Here is a 20352-nt window from a genome sequence, read left to right as displayed (position 1 = left end):
GCGTGCGAAGGTGGTCGTCACTTGGGGGAACGCACCACTGAAGGGAAGATGCGGGATGAGCTGGATCAGCGGGCCGCTGCTGGCGTTCGACCTGGAGACCACGGGGACGGACGTCGAGACCGATCGCATCGTGACGGCGGCGGTCGTCCGGCTGGAGGCCGACGGATCGGTGTCGGCCGAGCGGACCTGGCTGCTGGATCCCGGGGTGGCCATACCCGAACAGGCGTCGGCGATCCACGGCATCTCGACGGAACGGGCCCGCGAGCACGGGATGCCGGCGGCCTCGGCGATCGAGGAGATCACCCGTGCCGTCGCCGAAGGGCTGGGCTCCGGGACGCCTCTCGTGGTGATGAACGCGCGCTACGACCTCTCCCTGCTCGACCGTGAGTGCCGGCGGTACGCCGTCGAGTCGGTCAGCGAGCGACTGGGCGACGCGCCCTCGCCCGTCATCGATCCGCTGGTGATCGACAAGCACGTCGACAAGTACCGGAAGGGGAAGCGGGCCCTGCACGCCCTGTGCGCCCACTACGGTGTGCGGCTCGACGACGCTCACGACGCGAGGGCGGACGCGGTGGCCGCCGCCCGTGTGGTGCGGCGCATGGGGGAGAAGCACGGGCCCGTCGGGGCGATGCCGCTGGAGGAACTCCACATTCTCCAGGTGCGCGCGGCAGCCGAGCAGTCGCTCTCGCTGCAGGCCTACCTGCGGCGTACCGCGGACCCGGCGGCGGTCGTCGAGCCGGCGTGGCCGCTCGTACCCCGGAGGCGGGAGCCCGCGGGCGACAGGAGCTGATCCGGCCGTCCCGGGACGTCAGTTGGGAGCCGGTGTCGCCGTCTCGTCGGCCTTGATGTCGAAGTTGATCTGCTCTCCTTCGACCGAGGTGACGGTCGCCGTCACACCGAGGGTGCTGCCGTCGTCGGCCGTGAGCTCGCACCGGGTCGTGGTGCCGACCTTCCCGGCGAGGTCCTCGGGGCAGCTGATGTCAGGTTCCGGTTGGCCGGTCGTCCGGGCGAGCTTCTCGGACACCGTGGCGGCCAGCTTCTCCGCAGACAGCTTCGGGTCGGTCTTCCCGACGCTCACCGACGCCGAGCAGCCGGTGAGCAGCACGCCCGCGGTCACGGCCACGACCGACAGGCTCCACTTCGCCGCGGTCGAGCGGGGTATGGCCATGGGGGTCTCCATTCCGACTGATCAAGGTGGTCGCCGGTAGCTTACGGGGCACCAGGTTCCACGCCTGCCGCCGTGGGACGGCCCACCCACCTCCGGCGGCGCACGGTGATCCCGCCGGACCGGAGAGCCGGTCAGAAGGGGTACCAGCGCACCTCGGGGTCGTCCTCGCGCAGCGAGGCGACCCTGCGCTCGAATTCCGCGCGTGCCTTCGGGTTCGCCGGTGCGTGCTGGGAGACCCAGGCGCAGCTGGCGGTCTCCCGCGCGCCGCGCAGCACCGCGCATCCTTCCCACTGCCGCACGTCCCAGCCGTACGCCTCGGTGAACGCGTCGTAGGCGTCGGCGGGCAGGCCGTACCGGTCGCGGGAGAGCGCGAGGACCACCAGGTCGTGCTCGCGCAGGTCGAAGGAGAAGGTCTCCAGGTCGACGAGCACCGGCCCCTCCGGGCCGACATGGACGTTGCGGGGGAGCGCGTCGCCGTGGATCGGCCCCGGCGGAAGGTGCGGGGCGAGAGCCGCTGCGGCCTTCGCGAAGCCGTCGCGCCGGCCGCGCAGGTAGTCCGCGTCGGCCGGATCGATCGCGTCGCCGGCCAGGCGCAGCCAGCGTTCGACACCGCCGAGCAGCTCACGGCGGGGGAGCGTGAAGCCCTCCGGGGCCGGCAGCGCGTGCACCTGGGTGAGCAGCGGGGCGAGATCGTGCGGTTCGGACGGGCGTACGGCATCGGGCAGCCGGTGCCACACGGTCACCGGGTGGCCCTCCACCAGCCGGGCCGATGGTTCGGCCGCACGTACGGCGGGTACGCCCGAGGCGGCGAGCCACCGGGCGACGGCCACCTCGCGCTCGGCCCGCTCCCGCAGCTCCGGGTGGTGCGTGGCGTCCCGGCCGGTCTTGACCACCAGGTCACCGACGGCGAACACCGCGTTCTCGCCCAGCGCGAGGAGCTCCGCCCCACCGGGCAGTCCGGCGGCGGTGAGTACCTCGCGTGCGCGCATCTCGTCCATGGCCTGATTTTCTCATCCGCGCAGGCCACCTTGACGTACGGGCGGCCCGTCAGCACGATGACGGGGGCCGCCCGGGCGGCAATACAGGGATGAAACCGATCCGAAGAGGTAAAGGGGTCGAATTCATGACACTGGTGACCGCAACGGTGCGGTCCGGGCGCAGAGCCCCGCGGGGCGGACAGGGCGACGGCCGCCGACGGGACGGCGCCACCTGGTTCCTGGTGCTGCCCGCGCTCATCCCGATCCTGATCCTGAGCGTCGGCCCCCTGCTGTACGGCATCGCGCTGGCCTTCACCGACGCCCAGTCGGGCCGCACCCGTTCCACGCAGTGGGTCGGCCTCCTCAACTTCCAGGACCTGCTGCACGACACCCTGTTCTGGGAGTCCTTCCGGATCGGCCTGCTGTGGGCGGTCGGGGTCACGGTCCCGCAGTTCGTGCTCGCCCTCGGACTCGCCCTGCTGCTCGACGCGAACCTGCGGATGCGCTGGCTCGCGAGGGCACTCGCGATCATCCCCTGGGCCATGCCCGAGGTCGTCGTCGGCATCATGTGGCGCCTGGTCTACAACCCGGACGCCGGCATCCTCAACGAGACCGTCCGCGATCTCGGGCTCGGTGACGGCAGGGACTGGCTCACCGGACTCGCCACCGCGCTGCCCGCCGTGATCGTCGTCGGCATCTGGGCGGGCATGCCGCAGACCACCGTGGCGCTGCTGGCCGGACTGCAGAACACCCCGCACGAACTCCACGAGGCGGCCGCCCTCGACGGAGCCGGCGCCTGGCGTCGCTTCCGCACGGTCACCTGGCCCGCCATCAGGCCGGTGGCCCTCGCGATCAGCGCGCTCAACTTCATCTGGAACTTCAACTCCTTCGCCCTGGTCTACGTCCTGACCAGCGGCGGGCCGGGCGGCCGTACCCGGCTGCCCATGCTCTTCGCCTACGAGGAGGCATTCCGCTACGGGCAGTTCGGCTACGCCGCCGCGATGGGATGCGTGATGGTCGCCGTCATCTCGGTGCTCCTCGCCGTGTATCTCGTCGGCCGGCTGAGGGGAGGCGAGGACGGATGAGCCTGCGTACGAGCGGAACCGCGCGCGCCGGGCAGTACGCCGCGCTCCTGTGCTACCTCGTCTTCCTCGCGTTCCCCTTCCTCTGGCTGATCTCCACCGCTTTCAAGCCGGCCCGCGAACTCGGCTCGCTGCACCCCACGTGGATCCCCGAGGACCCGACGCTGGACAACTTCCGGCAGGCCTTCGACGAACAGCCGCTGCTCAGGGCCGCGGCCAACTCGCTCACTGCCGCGCTCTGCGCCGCCCTGATCGCGGTCGTCATCGCCACGCCCATGGCCTATGTGATGGCCCGCCACCGAGGGCGCCTCTCCACGGCCGCCACCGGGTGGGTCGTGGTCAGCCAGGCGTTCCCCTTCGTCCTCGTGATCATCCCGCTGTTCCTGGTCCTCAAGTACCTGCACCTGATCAACTCGCTGTGGGGGCTGATCCTGGTGTACGTCGTCTGGTCCCTGCCCTTCGCGCTCTGGATGCTCGCCGGATACGTACGGGCCGTGCCGCCCGAACTGGAGGAGGCCGCCGCCGTCGACGGGGCGGGGAGGGTCCGGATCCTCGTCTCGGTCACCGCGCCCCTGCTGGCCCCGGGGATCGTCGCCACCGCGCTCTTCGCGTTCATCACCGCATGGAACGAGTTCTTCTTCGCGCTCGTCCTGCTCAAGACCCCGGAGAAGCAGACCTTGCCGGTCGTCCTCACGCACTTCCTCGGCGCGGAGGGGGTGGCCGACCTCGGGCCGCTCGCTGCCGCCGCGTTCCTCGCCACCCTTCCCTCCCTCGTGCTCTTCGCGGTCATCCAGAAGCGCATCACGGGCGGCCTGACGGCCGGGGCGGTGAAGAACTGATGCCCCGCCGACGCCTGCCCGCACTCGCCACCGCGGTGACCACCGTTCTCGCCCTTCTGCTGGCCGGCTGCTCGGGCGACGACGGCCGCGGCACGGAGGCGGACGGCACGATCCGGCTCAGCTTCCAGTCGCTGGCCTGGCAGAAGGAGTCCGTCGACGCCAACAGGCAGCTCGTACGGGAATGGAACGCCACCCACCCGGACGTCCAGGTGGACTACGTCCAGGGCAGCTGGGACAACGTCCACGACCAGCTGCTCACGTCCTTCGAGGGCGGCGAGGCGCCCGACATCATCCACGACGCCTCCGACGACCTCGCGGACTTCGCGTACGGCGGCTACCTCGCCGACCTGAGGACCCTGCTGCCGGACCGGCTGACCGAGGACATCCCGCAGCAGTCCTGGGCGACCACCACCTTCGGCGACGGCGTCTACGGGGTCCCCTTCCTCCAGGAACCCAAGGTCCTGATCGCCAACACGAAGATCCTCGAAGCCTCCGGCGTCAGGATCCCGACCCCCGGGAAGCCCTGGAGCTGGCCGGAGTTCCGGCAGATCACCGCGAAGCTCACGAAGAAGGGGACGTACGGCGTCGCCTGGCCGCTCAAGGAGCCGGTCTCCGTCACCCTCAACCTGGGCCTCTCATCCGGTGGCCGGCTCTTCCACCGCGGTACCGACGGAAAGGTGACGATCCGGTTCGACGAAGGCGACCGGGTCATGCCCGGCACGGTCCGGGACCAGGTCGTCTCGGACCGCAGTGCCGCGCGTCCGTCCCTCGGCATGGGAGGTTCGGACACCCTCCCCGGCCTCTTCGGCGGGAAGTACGCCATGGTCCCGCTGGGCTTCTCCTACCGCCAGCAGGTCGTCGAGCAGGCCCCCGAGGGCTTCGAGTGGACGGTGCTGCCGGCGCCGGCCGGCAGCGGAGGGCTCGCCCAGGGGGTCAGTCCGCAGACCCTCTCGGTCGCAGAGGACAGTCCGCACAAGAGGGAGGCCGCGCGGTTCATCGACTTCCTGCTGCGTCCCGCGAACATGGTCCGGCTGGCCAAGGGCGACTGGATGCTGCCGACCGGCACCGAGGCGCTGGCGGACCCCGCCCTGCACACCGCCGAGAACGGCTGGGCCACGGGTACCGCGCTCGCCCGGGCACTGCGCCCCGCACCCGCGCAGTCGGTCCGGGGCTACCCCGAATGGAAGGACAAGGTCGCCACGCCGGCACTCCAGGAGTACTACAGCGGGGCCATCGACACCGAGGAGCTGAAGAAACGCCTGGTCGAGGACGGGAACCGGGTTCTGGCCCGCTACCAGCGCTGATCCCGGGCGGGGCATGCGGCGAAACAACTGGACGAGACGTATCGTCTCGCTTATCTTGGTGGCATGACAACGCCACCGCGCGCCCACATCGCCATGTTCTCGATCGCCGCCCACGGGCACGTGAACCCGAGCCTCGAAGTGATCCGGGAGCTGGTGATCCGTGGTCACCGCGTCAGCTACGCCGTCCCGGCCTCCTTCGCGGCGAAGGTCGCCGCCACCGGAGCCCAGCCGGTCGTATACACCTCCACCCTGCCCACCGGTCCGGAGGGCTGGGGGAGCGAACCCATCGATTACATCGAGCCGTTCCTCGCCGACGCCGTCCAGGCTCTGCCGCAGCTCGCCGACGCCTTCGCCGGGGACGAACCCGACCTCGTCCTGCACGACATCACCGCCTACCCGGCGCGTGTCCTCGCCCACCGCTGGGGCGTGCCCGCCGTCCAGCTCTGGCCCAACCTGGTGCCCTGGGAGGGGTATGCGGAAGAGGTGGGGGAGCTCCAGAACGCCGAAGTCAGGAAGACCGGGCGGGGCAGGGCCTACTTCGAGCGCTTCGCGGACTGGCTCACGGAGAACGGTCTCGGCGACCTCTCCCCGGACGACTTCGTGGCCCGCCCCCGCCGTGGCCTGGTGCTGATCCCGGAGGCGCTCCAGCCGAACGCCGACCGGGTGGACCACGCGCGGTTCACCTTTGTCGGCGCCTGCCAGGGCGAACGCGCCGACCAGGGCGAATGGAAGAGGCCGGCCGACGCGGAGAAGGTCCTGCTGGTCTCCCTCGGGTCGTCGTTCACCGGCGAGCCCGCGTTCTACCGGGAATGCGTCGAGGCCTTCGGCGGTCTCCCAGGCTGGCACGTGGTGCTGCAGATCGGCGCGCAGGTCGATCCGGCTGAACTGGGGCACGTACCGCCGAACATCGAGGTGCACTCCTGGGTCCCGCAGCTGTCCGTGCTGAAGCAGGCGGACGCCTTCATCACCCACGCGGGAGCGGGCGGCAGCCAGGAGGGGCTCGCCACCGGCACCCCGATGGTGGCGGTGCCGCAGGCCGTCGACCAGTTCGGCAACGCCGACATGCTCCAGTCCCTCGGAGTCGCCCGGCATCTGCCGAAGGAGGAGGCGGACGCGGCGTCCCTGCGCGCCGCCGTGATCGCCCTGGCCGGCGATCCGGACGTGACCGCGAGGCTGACGCTGATCAGGGAGCGGATGGCCGAGGAGGGCGGGACCGGGCGGGCGGCCGACCTCATCGAGGCCGAACTGCCGGCCTGAGAAGGCCTCTCACCGTTCCGGGGCCGCGACCGCCCCGGTCCGCGGGCGCACGGTCAGGGACTCGAAGCGCGGCCAGGCCCCGCGGGGATCGGCGTTGCGCACACTGACGGCGATCCCCCCGGTCGCGTCCCCGCCGGTCGCGCGGGCGGCCCGTTCGATCGGCGCGCCGCCGTCGACGACCACCACGGTGCGATCGCCGTCCACCGTGATCCTGACGTGGTGCCCGGCGGCATCGGTCAGGGTGCGGCGGCCGATCTCCCGCCAGCGGCCGCCCCGGTACTCCCGGAGCCGGACGTAGCTGAAGCTGACCGACACCTCGAGCGGGTCGAGACTGCCGTCGCGCGTGATCAGGCCGGCACTGTTGGCCGACTCGCGCAGGCCCTCGACGCGGGCATCGACGGTGTAGTCGCTCCAGTCGGCGGAACTCGTCGGCCGGTAGGCGGCGGCGGTGTAACCGCTCGGGCCGGGATAGGGCCCGGTGCCGGTGAACGCCCCCAGGCCGTCGGCCCTCGACCTCTCGTCGCGCCGCCACAGCCGGGGCCGGCCGAGCGGGTCAGGACACTCGGCCGGGGACACGGACGTCCAGCGCTCGACGGCGGCGAGGAGTTCCCGGGTGCTGGTGCCGGAAGTGATCTCCACCCGTTGCACCTCACCCGCGGCGGCCGCCCGGCGCCCGGCGGGCAGCGGGCGCACCGGACGGTCGGAGCCGTTGGTCAGGGCCGTCACGAACCGCTCCGCGAGTGCCTTGCGCAGCAGTTGGTTCGTCGGTGACGCCGAGTCCGGCCCCTGCGATTCGGAGAAGGGGTAGGCGAAGAGCCGGGGGCTGGGCAGGCCGTGACGGGTGATGTCGGTGACCGACCGGTCGAGGTCGTCCTCGATCCGCCGCCGGTACTCCTCCGCCGTCTCCCGCCGGTTCTCGTCCGGCAGCCACAGCCGGCCGGTGAACGCCGAGGACGTGTGCCCGGCCGCGTCCACGGCCTCCCTGCGGTGCAGGTCACGGGTGTGGTTCTCGAAGTCCCAGCGCCCCGACCGTGCCATGCGTCCGATCTCGTCCCAGGAGAGGTAGTACGGGCGATGGCTGCCCACGGAACGGGTGATCAGGAAGGCCGCCGCCCGCATGCGGTACTTGGCCAGGATGCGGTCGGCATGCACCCACAGCCCGTGCGCGCCGTCGTCGAAGGTCAGGAACACCGAGCGCGGGCCCGGCGCAGGCCCTCCGTCCAGATACGCGACGAACTCGTCGGTGCTCAGCGTGCGGTAGCCGGCCGAGGCGAGGGCTGCGAGCTGGGCGTCGAACGACTCCGGGGTCACCGTGTAGCGGCTGTCGCTCGCGCGCCCGACGTCGTGGTAGGCCAGCACGACGGGAGCTGGGTTCCCCGCCCTCCGCTCCGAGGGCGGCCCGCCGGCGGGCACGGCGCCGCGCGGCCCCGGCGCCTCCTGCGCCGTCACCTGCCTGCGGAACTCGTTCCAGTGCCAGGCGCCGTAGAACGGCACACACACCAACGTCAGGGCCAGCAGCCCGAGGATCATCCGCCCAGGTCCGGAACGGTTCACGGAAGCGTCCCCCGGGAGAGCACGAGAAGGTACACGGCGATGACGGCCGCCGCGCTGAGCAGCGCGGCCAGCAGCCTGGAGGCCAGACGGGCCAGATCCCTCATGCCGCCCCCCTCGACCACACGCCGCGCCGGACGGTGAGCAGGGAGTACGGCAGCAGCCAGGCCAGCAGCACCGAGGAGAACAGACTCATCAGCGGCCGGTAGCGCCAGCGGGTGTCCCCGGGGTGGTCGATCCGGTACGCGAGCCCCCACACACAGCCCTTGAGGACCACTCCGCAGAGGTAGAGCAGGGTCAGGAACAGGGCGCCGTGGGCCGGCGCCCAGACCAGATGGCTGAACGCCATCACCGGCGCGGCCAGTACCCACAGCACATGGCCGTAGTAGAGCGCGGCGGGCCCCGGGCCGCGCCGCCACATGAAGGAGCCGGTGAAGAAGAGATTGCGGATGAAGCTCTTCTTCCAGCGGATCTGCTGGCGCAGGAGGGGCCCCAGCCGGGCAGGCACATCGGTCCACACCTTCGCGGAGCGTACGTACCCGACGCGCCAGCGGCGCTCGGCGAAGTCCTCCGCGGTGAACGGCGATCCGGGGTAGCGGCGCTTGAGTGCCTGGCCGCGCCACGCCTGTCCGAGGACGTACCCGGTCAGCTGGCGGTCCGTGGCGAAGCGGAACGGGGCGCCCATGAACCGGTCGTCGGCCCAGGCGGGAAGGTAGTTGAAGATGGCGTCCCGGCGGAACACGGCGAGGGGGCCCGAGACGCAGGACACCGAGCCGAAGGATGCCTCGGCCGCCTTGGACACCCTGAACTGGCCCTCGTACCAGACGTCCTGCGCGCGGGCCAGAAATCCGGAATCCGTGTTCAGGGCCCGGCAGTGACCGCTCACGGCGCCCAGCTCGGGATGGGTGACCAGTGCGCGTACACAGCGGCGCAGCGCGTCGGGGGCGAGGACGCAGTCGGAGTCGGTGAAGGCGATGACCTCGGTGTCGGCGGTGAACTCGCAGGCACGGACCAGAGCGTGCTTCTTGCCGACGTTGGCGTCCAGATGGACGACCGTGATGGCGAGCTCGTCCTCCAGTCTGCGCAGTACGTCGCCGGTGCCGTCCTGGGAGTGGTCGTCCACCACGATGATCCGTACCCCCGGGCAGTCGGAGGCGGCCATGGAGCGCACACACGCCTCGATGCCGTCCACCTCGTCCTTGACGGCGAGCAGGAAGGCGACCATGGGATGCGCGGGCAGTGGCGGGAACATCTCCTCGGGACCAGGACGCACCCGCAGTTCGCCCTCGGCCGGGTCCTCGTACCGGCTGTAGGCGATGTAGAGCAGGGTGATCGTGCCGGCCAGCACGACGAGCCCGTAGCAGACGGGCAGGCTCAGCCGGGGCAGCCGGGCGGCGTGATGGGCCAGGACGAGCAGGAGCGGCATCAGGAGGAGCAGGACGACCAGTCGGCGTACCCCGTGCCGGATCGCGGGGTCGGCGCGGGCGACACGCCGGCCGATCGCCCGGACGCCGCGGGGGCCGGGGACGCCGTCAGGAGTGGGGAGCGGGGGGCGGGCCGGCGGCCGGTGGAGCGCGTTCACCGGTGTGTCCCTTCTGCCGGGGGCTCCGCCCAGGGGCGGCTTCCCGTGTGGTTCCCGGCCGTGAAGCCGAAGAACGCCATCTCCGTGTTGTCACCGCGCAGCCCGACCCCGCCCGCCGTGATCAGCCTGCCCGGGTCCCGGTCCTCCGCGTCGAGGACCTTCCGCCCGTTCAGCGACAGAGCGACCCGGACCCGGCCGTCCCGGGGGCCGCTCACCGTGCCGGAGACCTGATGCCACCGGGCGTAGTCGAGGGCGTGGTCGGCCGTGGCGAGGGTGGTGTAGAGGCCCTCGTCGTCCGCGGGCCTGCCCGGGGCCGGGTGTTTGCGCTTGAGGACGACCGTGCCGTCGCGTCGGCGGAAGCTCAGGGCGTACAGCTCCTGCGCGCTGTGGTAACGGAGCCAGAGGTGTCCGCCGTCCCAGTCGCGGGCGGGGGTGCGGTCGGTGGCACCCGGCGGTTTCAGGTACACCCAGCACCGCACGGTGGTCTCGCCGAAGTCACGGCGGCGGGTGACGAGCCGGAAGACGGACGACCCGGTGTGGAGGCCGGAGTCGGGGCCCGGCGGTTCCCCGTCGGGTACGCCGGTCCATCCGAAGGTCCAGCGGGCGAGGAGCGAACCGCTGGTGACGACCCAGTCCCGTGACAGCCGTGCGTCGTCGGCGTCCGGTCTGCCGAAGGCGTATTCGTTGGTGACCAGGCCCTCGGCGGGGAGGACCGGGCGGAAGAGGGCTTCGGCCGTCTCCGCCGGGCTCCCGCCCAGGGCCGGGGCGTCTCCCGGTGCCTTCCCGTCGTCCGGCGTGTCCGTATCCGGACTGTCCGCGGCCAGCACCCCGGCCAGTCCGGCGGCGGGGGTGACGACCGCGGCGGTGAGCAGCGCGCGGCGGCTCGGAGCGCGGCCCCCGTCCGGGGCGGACGGGGCGGTCATACGGCGGCCCCGGTGGCCGCGGTCGTGAGGCGGTGCGTGACGTCGAGGACGGCGGGACCGCTTTCCAGCCAGTCCAGTGCGGTGCAGGGGTGCACTGTGTGGACGACGACCAGGTCCCAGTCCAGGGCCTCGGGGGCGTCGACGCTGTGCAGGACGGTGCCCCGCCGCTCCAGGCGGGGCACCAGGGGGTCGGTGTACCCGACGGTGGCGCCCCATGCCGTGAGCCGGTCGATGATCTCCAGCGCCGGGCTCTCGCGCAGGTCCGCCACACCTGGCTTGTAGGCGACGCCCAGGACCAGGACCCGGGAGCCGCGCGTTCCCAGACCACGTGCCGCGAGTGCGTCGCGTGCCTTCCCGGCGACCAGGGCGGGGCGCTCGGCGATCGCCGTCATCGCGGCGTCCACCAGCGGCGACGTCACCTCCCGCGCACGCAGTTGCCAGAGCAGGTAGTGCGGGTCGCAGGGGATGCAGTGCCCTCCGACCCCCGCGCCCGGGCGGAAGGGCATGAAGCCGTACGGCTTGGTGGCGGCCGCCTCGATGACCTGTCGGGGGTCCAGTGCGAACTCAAGGCAGTTCTCGGCCAGTTCGTTCGCCAGGGCGATGTTGACGGCGCGGAAGGTGTTCTCCCACAGCTTGCTCATCTCGGCGACCTCCGGGCTGTCCACCCGGTGGACGGAGGGCGCGGTCCCGGCGAGCAGGGAGGCGGCGAGTTCGGTGCTGCGAGGACTGACGCCACCGATGACGCGTGGGGTCCTGTCGGGGGAGTGGGCGGGGTTCCCGGGATCGATACGCTCGGGTGCGAACGCCACGAACACCTCGGCGCCGGGCAGCAGTCCCCGTGCCGCGAGCGGCTCGACGAGGAGGTCGCGCGTGGTGCCGACGTAGCTGGTCGAGGTGAGGACCAGCAGCTGCCCCGGGACCGCGTGCGACACCGCCGACGAGCACGCGGCGGTCAGTGCGCGCAGATCGGGCGTGCGCCGCTCGTCGACCGGGGTCGGCACACAGATGATCACCGAGTCCGCCGTCGCGACCGCGGCGGGGTCCGCCGTCAGCCGGAAGCCCGGGTCGCGCAGGGCGGAGGCCAGCCGGCCGTGCTGTGCCGGCAGGAGATCGACCCGCCCGGACCGGATGTCCTCCAGCCGGTGCCCACTCGTGTCCACACCGACCACCGTGTGGCCGGCTGCCTGGAGGGCCAGTGCGGTCGGCAGCCCGACGTAGCCGAGCCCGACGACGGCGACCGTGGCCCGGCTTCCGCCCTGGGGCTGCGACGGGAGGCTCGCGGACGTGACGTGTTCCGCGGGGGCGGCTGCCGCGCACCTGTCAGCCCGGCCCGGCCCTCCGGCGTTCCCCTCCGTCGTCGAAGCGGTGCGCCATGGGGTCTTGAGTGAGGCATGTGGTGTGTTGCTTGCGGTGTGCACAAACGAAACATGTCATTCCGTTTCGAGGTTCTTCCGCAAGGAGGTGAAGCTGTTCGTGCCTGATCAGGTCAAGTTCACTCGTCCGGAACTTAAGTGCGTTCATAAGATCAGGAGTCGGTCAGTGAATTGTCCCGGATAGGTGGAGTGCGCAGGTTTTCTGTGGCGAAAGCTTGCCGAGTCCGTGACGGCTGCATGAAGGTCTTGATCTGGGCGCGTCAATCGAGCAGTGTTTCGAACCAGCCCCCGGAGATCTTCCGGCCGAGGGCCAATCCCCCCACAAAGAATGACGAGGAGACCCCTCTTCATGGCAATTCACAAGCGCGCTCGCTCGGTCAAGCTCACCGCATCGATAACCGCCGTGGCAGCCGCCGCGGGCATCACCCTGCTCGCCACCCCGTTCGCCGGAGCCGCCCCGGCTCCCGCGACGGGCACCGTCTACGGTGCGGACGCGGCGACAGCTGTCTCCGGCAGCTACATCGTGATGCTGGGTCAGAAGGCCGACAAGGCCGGGCTGGCCAAGGAGTACGGCGGCACGCTCCAGCGGAACTACAAGTCGGCCATCAACGGCTTCTCGGCCAGCGGCCTTTCGGAGACCGAGGCCAAGCGGCTCGCCGCCGACCCGGCCGTCTCCAAGGTCGTCCAGAACAAGAAGTTCCACATCGACGCCACCCAGGACAACCCGCCGTCCTGGGGGCTGGACCGGATCGACCAGGCCGAGACCGCCGGTGACGGTGCCTACACCTACCCGGACGCCGCCGGCGGGGACGTCACGGCGTACGTCATCGACACCGGTGTCCGCGTCACCCACAAGGACTTCGAGGGACGCGCCACCTCGGGCTTCGACGCCGTGGACAACGACGACGACGCCGACGACGGCAACGGACACGGCACGCATGTGGCCGGGACCATCGCGGGCGCCGCCCACGGTGTCGCCAAGAAGGCGAAGATCGTGGCCGTCCGGGTCCTGGACGACGCCGGTTCGGGTACCACCGAGCAGGTCGTGGCGGGCATCGACTGGGTCACCGCGAACCATGAGGGCCCGTCCGTCGCCAACATGAGCCTGGGCGGGAGCGCCGACCCGGCGCTCGACGCCGCGGTGCAGAAGGCCGTCGCCTCCGGCGTGACCTTCGCGGTCGCCGCCGGCAACGAGTCGAGCGACGCGGGCGAGGGCTCCCCCTCCCGCGTCCCCGAGGCCATCACGGTCGCCTCGTCCACCGAGGACGACGAGCAGTCGTCCTTCTCCAACTTCGGCTCGGTCGTGGACATCTACGCGCCCGGTTCGGACATCACGTCGGCCTGGAACGACAGCGACGACGCCACGAACACCATCTCCGGTACGTCCATGGCGACCCCGCACGTCGTCGGCGCCGCGGCCGTCTACCTCGGCGGACACCCCGACGCCACCCCCGAGGAGGTCGCCACGGCGCTCACCGAGGGGGCCACCCCGGACGCGATCTCCAACGCCACCGAAGGCACGGCGAACAAGCTCCTGAAGATCGTGGAGTAGCCGCACCGGATCGGACGGAACGAGCAGGAGCCGCCGCGCCCTCCCCCACGGGGCGCGGCGGCTCTCTGCCGGGGGAAAGCTCTAGGGTGAGGGTATGAGCACGATGTACGCGGCGCTGCTGCGGGGGATCAACGTCAGCGGTCACCGCCGGGTCCCGATGGCGGAGCTCCGTGAGCTGCTCGGGGAGCTGGGGCACGAGGACGTCGCCACGTATCTGCAGAGCGGCAACGCCGTGTTCCGCAGTGCCGCGGACGACGAGGACGCCCTGACCATCGGTCTGGAGCAGGCGATCGAGCAGCGGTTCGGGTTTCCGGTCGACTGCCTCGTCCGCCCGGGCGCCTATCTCGCGGGTGTGGCCGAGGCCTGCCCGTTCCCGGCCGCCGAGCTCGAAGGCAAGCAGGTGCACGTCACCTATTTCGACCAGGCCGTCGAGGCCTCCCGCTTCGCCTCGCTCGACGCCGACGCCTTCCGCCCCGAGGAGTTCCGGCTGGGTGACCGCGCCCTCTATCTGTACGCACCCGACGGGCTCGGGCGCTCCAAGCTGGCGGTGGCGCTCGGGCGGCCTGCCGTCACACGGGGCCTCGTCGCCACCAGCCGCAACTGGAACACCGTGCTCAAGCTCGTGGAGATGACGCGTGACTGACCCCTCGCCCGCCGTGGCCACAGCCGTCGAAGGCGAGCTCCGTCTCCTCGACCCCGTGGTGCGGACCTCCGCCGATGTCCTGGTGACCCTGCTGCACCCCGACTTCCGGGAGATCGGCACCAGTGGACGCCTCTGGGAGCGCGACACGATCATCGCGATGCTCACGGATCCCGAGGCGCCGCGCCCCGGGCCGCTCACCGCGTCACGGATGCGGGGCGACCAGCTCGCCGCGGACCTGGTGCACCTCACCTTCGACACGGAGTCCAAGGGGCTGCGCTCGCACCGCAGTTCCCTGTGGCGGCTGACCGGGAGCGGCTGGCTGCTCTGGTTCCATCAGGCCACGCCGTTCGTCGACGACCCGTTCGCCGAGGTCTGAGCCGGCTGTTCGGCCGGCACCGTCCCGCAGCACACACCGGAGCGGCGTCGCAAGAGTGCGGCCCCGGTCTCATCTGTGCGCCGAGCCAGGCCTGTTCCCGCCGGAAGGGTCAATTCCGGCCAACCGCGGCGCCCGGGCAAAACGCTGGTAAAGCGCCTGAACGGACGAGGTGCCGAGAGGCCCGGTGCGGGCCGCGGACGTTCTCGCGCATTCCTGACCCGGGCTGCCGCGGCGTGTGTGAACGCGATGCGCGTAGACAGGAGCCGACGTCCTCCGCCCGCTTCATGCTTTGCTGCAATTCGCAGGCCGACTCCGTTCGGTGAGCGGACGCCCGCGTTCGGAGGGCACTCGTACGCATCGCGGAGTTCACGGTCCGTTCTCCGCCACGGTCCGGAAGGCGACCTTGCCACAGGCCCAAGTGGAGTCAAGGATTCGGGGCGTGCGGTTGGCAGGTCCACGACCAGAACCCCGGTCGAGGACAGCCGTACGCCCGGTGCGCCCACCCAGTGGACCGGACACCCCCAAAGACGGAGGATCCTGTGACCTTCAAGCGCTTCGCTCCCCTCGGCTCGATCTCCAGACGTGCACGCCTCATCGCCGCCACCTCGGGTCTGCTCACCGCGGTGGCGCTCGCGGCACCGACCGCGGTCGCCCAGGCCGCGCCGGACACCGTGACGAAGGCCGAGCTCGCCGACGCCAGTTCGGCCGTCGGCACCGCCGACATCGCGGGCACCGCCTGGTACACCGAGGCGAGCACCGGCAAGGTCGTCGTGACGGTCGACAGCACCGTCACGGCCGCCGAGATCGCCACGATCGAGAAGTCCGTCACCGACTCGGGCGCCAAGGCCGACATCAAGCGGACCCCGGGCACGTTCAACAAGCTCATCGCCGGCGGGCAGGCCATCTACGCCGGCGGCGGACGCTGCTCCCTCGGCTTCAACGTCCGCAGCGGCAGCACCTACTACGCGCTGACCGCCGGGCACTGCACCGAGATAGGCAGCACCTGGTACACCAACTCGGGCCAGACCACCACGCTCGGCACGAGGGCCGGATCCAGCTTCCCGACGAACGACTACGGACTGATCCGCCACTCCAACTCCGCGGCCGCGGACGGCAGGGTCTACCTGTACAACGGCAGCTACCAGGACATCACCACGGCCGCCAACCCCACCGTCGGTCAGGCCGTCAAGCGCAGCGGCTCCACCACCGGCGTCCACAGCGGCACCGTCACCGGTCTCAACGCGACGGTGAACTACGGCAGCGGTGACATCGTGTACGGCATGATCCAGACCAACGTCTGCGCCGAGCCCGGCGACAGCGGCGGTTCGCTCTTCGCCGGCAGCACGGCGCTGGGCCTCACCTCGGGCGGCAGCGGCAACTGCTCCTCCGGCGGCACCACGTTCTTCCAGCCCGTCGTCGAGGCGCTGAACGCCTACGGCGTCAGCGTCTTCTAAGACCACACGCACCACCCGTCGACGGGCCGCGCTCCCGGAGCGCGGCCCGTTGCCGCGCCCGCTTCCCGCTGGGGAGGGCGGTGTGCCAGGCTCGCGGGCATGCGCTACATCATCGTGGGAACGGGCGCCGTGGGCGGCGCCATAGGCGGACGACTGGCCGAGGCGGGCCACCAGGTGGTCCTGGTCGCCCGAGGGGCGCAGTACACGGCTCTGCGCGAGAACGGGCTGACCCTCACCACCCCGGACGGCACCCGCGTCCACCGCCTCCCCGTCGCCGACGGCCCGGCGGCACTGGAACTCGAGGCGGGCGACGTCCTCGTGTTCGCCGTCAAGACGCAGGACGCCGTCGCGGCTCTCGACGACTGGAGCGTCAGGCCGGTGGCAGGCGGCGGAACGGCAGGGGAGCGGCTCCCCGTGATCTGCGCGCAGAACGGCGTCGAGGGCGAACGCCTCGCCCTGCGCAGGTTCCGCCGGGTCTACGGCTGCTGCGTCTATCTCCCCGCGAGCTTCGTCGAGCCGGGCCGGGTCGTCGCCGGCGGAGCCCCGCTCACCGGCATCCTGCACCTGGGCTGTTACCCGTCCGGGGTCGACGGCACCGTGGACGCGATCGCCGCGGACTGGGAGAAGGCGAAGCTGGAGGCGCCCGTCGTACCCGACGTGATGCGCTGGAAGTACGCCAAGCTGCTCTCCAACCTCGCCAATGCCATCGAGGCGGCCACCGGGGTGCTCGACAGCCCCGAGGCGTTCGCCCTGTTCGACCTGGCCCGGGCGGAGGGACGGGCCGTCCTCGCGGCCGCCGGGATCGAGGCCGTGGGAAGTGAGGAGCAGGACGCCGCACGCGGCGGCAGGATCCGCTTCGACCCCTTCGACGGCTCCGAGCGGAGCGGAGGATCGTCCTGGCAGAGCCTCAGCCGCGGCACCGGCACCATCGAGGCCGACTACCTGAACGGAGAGATCGTCCTGCTCGGCCGGCTGCACGGCGTACCCACCCCGGTCAACGAGGTACTGCGGCGCACCGCCGACGCCTTCGCCCGGGAGCGTCGCGCACCCGGGTCGATGACGCCGGCCGAGCTCACGGCCCTGGCCGACGCGGCGTCCTGAACGCCCCCGCTCCGCTGTCGCGTTTCTTCAAGACCGGCCGCACGGGCGGAGCGCAGGATGGGGGCATGAAGAACGCGTACGAACACATGGCCGAGTGTGCGGCCGAATCGGCCCGGGTCGCCCGGGGTGCGGGGGCCCTTCCCGAGGCCTCCACGACGACTCCGTGCCAGGAGTGGGACCTGCGGGAACTGATCAACCACTGGGTGCTGTACAGCGCGCACGGACTGGAGCACCGCGCCCTGCGCACCCCTCTCCCGGACGAGCTGACGACCCGTGACTTCACCGCCGACGCCGACTGGCCGGAGCGCTACGCCGCCCAGTTGGAGCGGGCGGTCGCCGCCTGGTCGGACCCCGCCACCTGGGAGGGGACGATCGACACGGGGCACGGCTCCACCCCGGCTCCGGACATCGCCAGGATGCTCGTCATGGAGACCGCTCTGCACGGATGGGACGTCGCCCGGGGCACGGATCAGGAATTCCGGCTCTCCGGCCCGGCGGCGGCCTTCCTCCTGGAGTCGGTCGAGGGGACGGCGGAGCTCTACCGGCGGTACGACGGCTTCGCCGGTGAGGTCGTCCTGCCCGGCGAGGCGTCCGACTTCGACCGTGCTCTGGCCCTCAGCGGCCGGGACCCACGTCCGGTCGCCGCCTGACGCGTTCCGGGAGCGGCGGCGGGCCGGCGGATCGACGGCGCCGGACCGTACGTGATCACGTTCCAGGGCTTGGGCGCACTAGGCGCTCATCGCCCCCGCCACCGGGACGCGCGCCTCGTCGTACCGGGTCAGCAGCAGCCGCGCCAGTGCCGGGGACGGCCCCAGCACACCGGCCAGTACGTCGGCCCCGGCCTCCTCGGCACCGGCGGCGATCCGGTCGGGGAGGCGGCCCGGGGCGATGACGTACGGCGCCACCGCCACCCGCCTGGCGCCCTCCGCCCGGAGGGCCCGCACCGCTGCCGCGGTACGGGTCGGGCCGTCGGCGACCACAGCGGAGGCGAACGCAGGCCGCACGGCGCACCAACCGGTGTGCCGCAGCTCCCGCGCGATTTCAGCGATCACTGCGATCGCCTCCGGGTCCGTGGAGCCCGCCGAGGCCAGGACCAGCCCCGTCGAGCCCTTGTCGCCGGGCGCCACCCCGGCCTCGTGCAGCCTCTGCTCCAGAGCCGTGTTCAGCAACGGCGACGGACCGAGGACATCGGCCTGGCGGATCCGCAGCCGGGGGAGCCGGCTCCGGGCCTCCCTCAGCACCGAGGGGATGTCCGACTTCGCGTGGAAGGCGCGGGTCAGCAGCAGCGGGAGCGCGACGACCTCGTCCGCACCCTCCGCGGCCAGGCGTTCCAGCACCCTGGGCACGGACGGGGCGTTGAAGTCCAGGAAGCCGGTCTCCACGCGCAGCCCGGGCCGCAGCGACCGCACGCGCGCGGTGAGCGCGTGCACGGTCGCCGCGTGCCGCGGGTCGCGGCTGCCGTGGGCGATGACGAGGAGAACCGGGGATGCCATGGAGATCAGCTCTTCACCAGGAGACCACGGCTGCGCAGCACCCGCCGCTCCAGCGGACTGAAGATCAGCAGGTCGATCGCGATGCCGACGAACAGGATGAGCAGGATCGCCAGGAAGATCCCGGGCATGTCGAAGTTGTTCCGGCCGTTCTCCAGCAGCTGGCCGAGCCCCAGGCCCAGGTCGGGCGAGGAGGCGATGATCTCGGCGGCCATGAGCGAGCGCCAGGAGAACGCCCAGCCCTGCTTGAGGCCCGCGAGGTATCCGGGCAGCGCGGCCGGCAGGACGATATGGATCGTCCCGCGCAGCCCTGTCGCGCCGATCGTGCGGCCGGCGCGCAGGAACAGCGGCGGCACCTGGTCGACGCCGGACACCAGTCCGTTGGCGACGGAGGGGACCGCGCCGAGCAGGATCACCGCGTACATCGTCTTGTCGTCGAGACCGAGCCAGATGATGGCCGGGGCCACCCACGCCACGGACGGCAGGGACTGGAGCCCGGACAGGATCGGCCCGATGGCCGCCCGGACGACCTTGACCCGTGCGACCAGCAGCCCCAGCGGGGTGCCGATCGCGACGGCCATCACGAAGCCGAACAGCCCGCGCGACACACTGGTCCAGATGACCTCCAGCAGAGTGCCCTGCACCCACATGTCGGTCAGGCTGTCCCACACCGCGCCGGGCGGCGGCAGCTTGTAGTCGTCGGTGACCTTCGCCCAGACCAGCAGCTGCCAGACGAGGACGACCAGCACGACCGCGACGACGGGCGGCAGAACCTTCTGGAGGAGGATCTCGCGGGCCGGCGTCCGGCGCACCTGTACGGCGTCGAGCGCGTCCAGGCCGGCTTCGAGACCTGCCAGGTCGTCGGCCTTCGTTTCAGTGCTGGCCATGTCGGCGGATCTCCCCACGCAGTTCTTCGGTGATCTCGACGGACAGTTCCGCCACGGCGGTGTCCTCGATGCGGCGAGGCTGCTCGATGTCGACCGTCCACTCCCGGGCGATCCGGCCCGGACGCGAGGACAGCAGGATGACGCGCTCGGCGAGCCGCACCGCCTCGCGCACGTTGTGGGTGACGAAGAGGACGGAGGCGTTCGTCTCGCGCCAGATCCGGGTCAGTTCGTCGTGCAGCACATCGCGGGTGATGGCGTCGAGAGCAGCGAACGGCTCGTCCATCAGCAGTAGTTGGCTGTCCTGGGCGAGCGCGCGGGCCATCGCCACCCGCTGGCGCATACCGCCCGAGAGCTCGTGCACCCGCTTTCCGTACGCTCCGCCGAGACGCACGAGTTCGAGCAGCCGCTCCGCCTCCGGGCGGCGGTCCGACTTCGGCACCCCACGCAGACGCAGGGCCAGTTCGATGTTCTTGCCCGCGGTCAGCCACGGGAAGAGGGCGTGCTCCTGGAACATCAGGGCGGGCCGCCCGCCGGGGGTCTCGATGGACCCCGCGGTCGGACGGTCGAGCCCCGCCACCAGATTGAGCAGCGTGGACTTACCGCACCCGGAAGCTCCCAGGAGGGTGACGAACTCACCCGGAGCGACGTCGAGTGTGATGTCGTCCAGGACGAGCTGCTGTCCCGTGGGTCCGGCGAAGGACTTGGAGACGTTCCGGATACGAGCGGCGTGCTCGACCGCTGCGCGGTCCTCGGCCTTGGTGAGGGTGGTGGTCGCCATGGTCGTCACCTCCTG

20 protein-coding genes are annotated in these 20352 nt (G+C 71.5%); 11 read left to right on the top strand and 9 right to left on the bottom strand.

Annotation, left to right across the window (positions count from 1 at the left end; genetic code table 11):
• Window positions 1–55 precede the first annotated feature (55 nt).
• Window positions 56–790, top strand: coding sequence for a 3'-5' exonuclease (locus P8A20_RS06475; protein WP_147959989.1), 735 nt, complete (start codon window positions 56–58; stop codon window positions 788–790).
• An 18-nt stretch (window positions 791–808) separates the two neighbouring features.
• On the opposite strand, the gene P8A20_RS06470 is transcribed toward P8A20_RS06475, so the two are convergent.
• Together P8A20_RS06470 and P8A20_RS06465 are read right to left on the bottom strand one after the other, a co-directional pair.
• Window positions 809–1168, bottom strand: coding sequence for a DUF4333 domain-containing protein (locus tag P8A20_RS06470; protein WP_147959990.1), 360 nt, complete (start codon window positions 1166–1168; stop codon window positions 809–811).
• Between the two features lie 131 nt (window positions 1169–1299).
• Window positions 1300–2166 (bottom strand): phosphotransferase enzyme family protein, encoded by an 867-nt coding sequence (locus P8A20_RS06465; RefSeq protein ID WP_147959991.1) that lies wholly within the window; start codon window positions 2164–2166, stop codon window positions 1300–1302.
• Between the two features lie 125 nt (window positions 2167–2291).
• Here P8A20_RS06465 and P8A20_RS06460 point away from each other — a divergent pair, with 125 nt between their 5' ends.
• From P8A20_RS06460 to mgt, 4 genes are all read left to right on the top strand, one after another.
• A complete protein-coding gene (locus P8A20_RS06460) occupies window positions 2292–3230 on the top strand; it encodes a carbohydrate ABC transporter permease (RefSeq protein WP_147959992.1) in 939 nt (312 codons plus the stop codon).
• Window positions 3227–4066, top strand: a complete 840-nt coding sequence (locus P8A20_RS06455; RefSeq protein WP_147959993.1) for a carbohydrate ABC transporter permease — start codon at window positions 3227–3229, stop codon at window positions 4064–4066. The genes P8A20_RS06460 and P8A20_RS06455 overlap by 4 nt, the downstream gene beginning before the upstream one ends.
• A complete protein-coding gene (locus P8A20_RS06450) occupies window positions 4066–5370 on the top strand; it encodes an ABC transporter substrate-binding protein (RefSeq protein WP_306103050.1) in 1305 nt (434 codons plus the stop codon). Before P8A20_RS06455 ends, P8A20_RS06450 begins: the two co-directional genes overlap by 1 nt.
• Before the next feature lie 63 nt (window positions 5371–5433).
• Window positions 5434–6627, top strand: coding sequence for a macrolide-inactivating glycosyltransferase (gene mgt, locus P8A20_RS06445; RefSeq protein ID WP_306103049.1), 1194 nt, complete (start codon window positions 5434–5436; stop codon window positions 6625–6627).
• Window positions 6628–6636: 9 nt separating this feature from the next.
• On the opposite strand, the gene P8A20_RS06440 is transcribed toward mgt, so the two are convergent.
• From P8A20_RS06440 to P8A20_RS06425, 4 genes are all read right to left on the bottom strand, one after another.
• Window positions 6637–8181 (bottom strand): polysaccharide deacetylase family protein, encoded by a 1545-nt coding sequence (locus P8A20_RS06440; RefSeq protein ID WP_147964416.1) that lies wholly within the window; start codon window positions 8179–8181, stop codon window positions 6637–6639.
• Between the two features lie 100 nt (window positions 8182–8281).
• A complete protein-coding gene (locus tag P8A20_RS06435) occupies window positions 8282–9760 on the bottom strand; it encodes a glycosyltransferase family 2 protein (protein ID WP_306103048.1) in 1479 nt (492 codons plus the stop codon).
• Window positions 9757–10683, bottom strand: a complete 927-nt coding sequence (locus P8A20_RS06430; RefSeq protein WP_306103047.1) for a hypothetical protein — start codon at window positions 10681–10683, stop codon at window positions 9757–9759. Before P8A20_RS06430 ends, P8A20_RS06435 begins: the two co-directional genes overlap by 4 nt.
• Entirely contained in the window at window positions 10680–12101 is a 1422-nt protein-coding gene (locus P8A20_RS06425; protein WP_147959995.1) for a nucleotide sugar dehydrogenase, read from the bottom strand. Before P8A20_RS06425 ends, P8A20_RS06430 begins: the two co-directional genes overlap by 4 nt.
• A gap of 304 nt (window positions 12102–12405) precedes the next feature.
• Between P8A20_RS06425 and P8A20_RS06420 the strand changes: the two genes are divergently transcribed.
• The 6 genes from P8A20_RS06420 to P8A20_RS06395 all read left to right on the top strand — a co-directional run bounded on the left by P8A20_RS06420 (window position 12406) and on the right by P8A20_RS06395 (window position 17832).
• Window positions 12406–13608 (top strand): S8 family peptidase, encoded by a 1203-nt coding sequence (locus P8A20_RS06420; protein ID WP_147959996.1) that lies wholly within the window; start codon window positions 12406–12408, stop codon window positions 13606–13608.
• Window positions 13609–13702: 94 nt separating this feature from the next.
• Window positions 13703–14251, top strand: a complete 549-nt coding sequence (locus tag P8A20_RS06415; RefSeq protein ID WP_147959997.1) for a DUF1697 domain-containing protein — start codon at window positions 13703–13705, stop codon at window positions 14249–14251.
• A complete protein-coding gene (locus P8A20_RS06410) occupies window positions 14244–14627 on the top strand; it encodes a nuclear transport factor 2 family protein (protein ID WP_147959998.1) in 384 nt (127 codons plus the stop codon). The genes P8A20_RS06415 and P8A20_RS06410 overlap by 8 nt, the downstream gene beginning before the upstream one ends.
• Before the next feature lie 539 nt (window positions 14628–15166).
• Window positions 15167–16081: a S1 family peptidase gene (locus tag P8A20_RS06405; RefSeq protein ID WP_147959999.1), complete on the top strand. Its 915-nt coding sequence runs from the start codon at window positions 15167–15169 to the stop codon at window positions 16079–16081.
• A gap of 99 nt (window positions 16082–16180) precedes the next feature.
• Window positions 16181–17182, top strand: a complete 1002-nt coding sequence (locus P8A20_RS06400; protein WP_147960000.1) for a ketopantoate reductase family protein — start codon at window positions 16181–16183, stop codon at window positions 17180–17182.
• Between the two features lie 65 nt (window positions 17183–17247).
• Window positions 17248–17832, top strand: a complete 585-nt coding sequence (locus P8A20_RS06395) for a TIGR03086 family metal-binding protein (RefSeq protein ID WP_147960001.1) — start codon at window positions 17248–17250, stop codon at window positions 17830–17832.
• A 78-nt stretch (window positions 17833–17910) separates the two neighbouring features.
• Here the strand turns inward: P8A20_RS06395 and P8A20_RS06390 are convergent, their stop codons facing one another.
• Genes P8A20_RS06390 through P8A20_RS06380 form a run of 3 tightly spaced genes read right to left on the bottom strand, consistent with a single transcriptional unit; the run spans window position 17911 to window position 20337 of the window.
• Window positions 17911–18675, bottom strand: coding sequence for a sirohydrochlorin chelatase (locus tag P8A20_RS06390; protein WP_147960002.1), 765 nt, complete (start codon window positions 18673–18675; stop codon window positions 17911–17913).
• Window positions 18676–18680: 5 nt separating this feature from the next.
• Window positions 18681–19559, bottom strand: coding sequence for an ABC transporter permease (locus P8A20_RS06385; RefSeq protein WP_147960003.1), 879 nt, complete (start codon window positions 19557–19559; stop codon window positions 18681–18683).
• The gene (locus P8A20_RS06380) at window positions 19546–20337 is read right to left on the bottom strand and encodes an ABC transporter ATP-binding protein (RefSeq protein ID WP_147960004.1); all 792 of its coding nucleotides are present in this window, start codon (window positions 20335–20337) and stop codon (window positions 19546–19548) included. Before P8A20_RS06380 ends, P8A20_RS06385 begins: the two co-directional genes overlap by 14 nt.
• Window positions 20338–20352 lie beyond the last annotated feature (15 nt).

The organism is Streptomyces sp. Alt3 (assembly GCF_030719215.1).
In the GTDB taxonomy this organism is placed as follows: Bacteria; Actinomycetota; Actinomycetes; order Streptomycetales; family Streptomycetaceae; genus Streptomyces; species Streptomyces glycanivorans.
This window is presented reverse-complemented; position numbering and strand designations above follow the sequence as displayed.

Bases quoted from the DNA above. Each gene is read 5' to 3' on its own strand.
- P8A20_RS06455 (WP_147959993.1), top strand. From the start codon at position 3,227: ATGAGCCTGCGTACGAGCGGAACCGCGCGCGCCGGGCAGTACGCCGCG.
- P8A20_RS06460 (WP_147959992.1), top strand. From the start codon at position 2,292: ATGACACTGGTGACCGCAACGGTGCGGTCCGGGCGCAGAGCCCCGCGG.
- P8A20_RS06415 (WP_147959997.1), top strand. From the start codon at position 13,703: ATGAGCACGATGTACGCGGCGCTGCTGCGGGGGATCAACGTCAGCGGT.
- mgt (WP_306103049.1), top strand. From the start codon at position 5,434: ATGACAACGCCACCGCGCGCCCACATCGCCATGTTCTCGATCGCCGCC.
- P8A20_RS06475 (WP_147959989.1), top strand. From the start codon at position 56: ATGAGCTGGATCAGCGGGCCGCTGCTGGCGTTCGACCTGGAGACCACG.
- P8A20_RS06450 (WP_306103050.1), top strand. From the start codon at position 4,066: ATGCCCCGCCGACGCCTGCCCGCACTCGCCACCGCGGTGACCACCGTT.
- P8A20_RS06390 (WP_147960002.1), bottom strand. From the start codon at position 18,675: ATGGCATCCCCGGTTCTCCTCGTCATCGCCCACGGCAGCCGCGACCCG.
- P8A20_RS06400 (WP_147960000.1), top strand. From the start codon at position 16,181: ATGCGCTACATCATCGTGGGAACGGGCGCCGTGGGCGGCGCCATAGGC.
- P8A20_RS06420 (WP_147959996.1), top strand. From the start codon at position 12,406: ATGGCAATTCACAAGCGCGCTCGCTCGGTCAAGCTCACCGCATCGATA.
- P8A20_RS06385 (WP_147960003.1), bottom strand. From the start codon at position 19,559: ATGGCCAGCACTGAAACGAAGGCCGACGACCTGGCAGGTCTCGAAGCC.
- P8A20_RS06395 (WP_147960001.1), top strand. From the start codon at position 17,248: ATGAAGAACGCGTACGAACACATGGCCGAGTGTGCGGCCGAATCGGCC.
- P8A20_RS06430 (WP_306103047.1), bottom strand. From the start codon at position 10,683: ATGACCGCCCCGTCCGCCCCGGACGGGGGCCGCGCTCCGAGCCGCCGC.
- P8A20_RS06465 (WP_147959991.1), bottom strand. From the start codon at position 2,166: ATGGACGAGATGCGCGCACGCGAGGTACTCACCGCCGCCGGACTGCCC.
- P8A20_RS06470 (WP_147959990.1), bottom strand. From the start codon at position 1,168: ATGGCCATACCCCGCTCGACCGCGGCGAAGTGGAGCCTGTCGGTCGTG.
- P8A20_RS06380 (WP_147960004.1), bottom strand. From the start codon at position 20,337: ATGGCGACCACCACCCTCACCAAGGCCGAGGACCGCGCAGCGGTCGAG.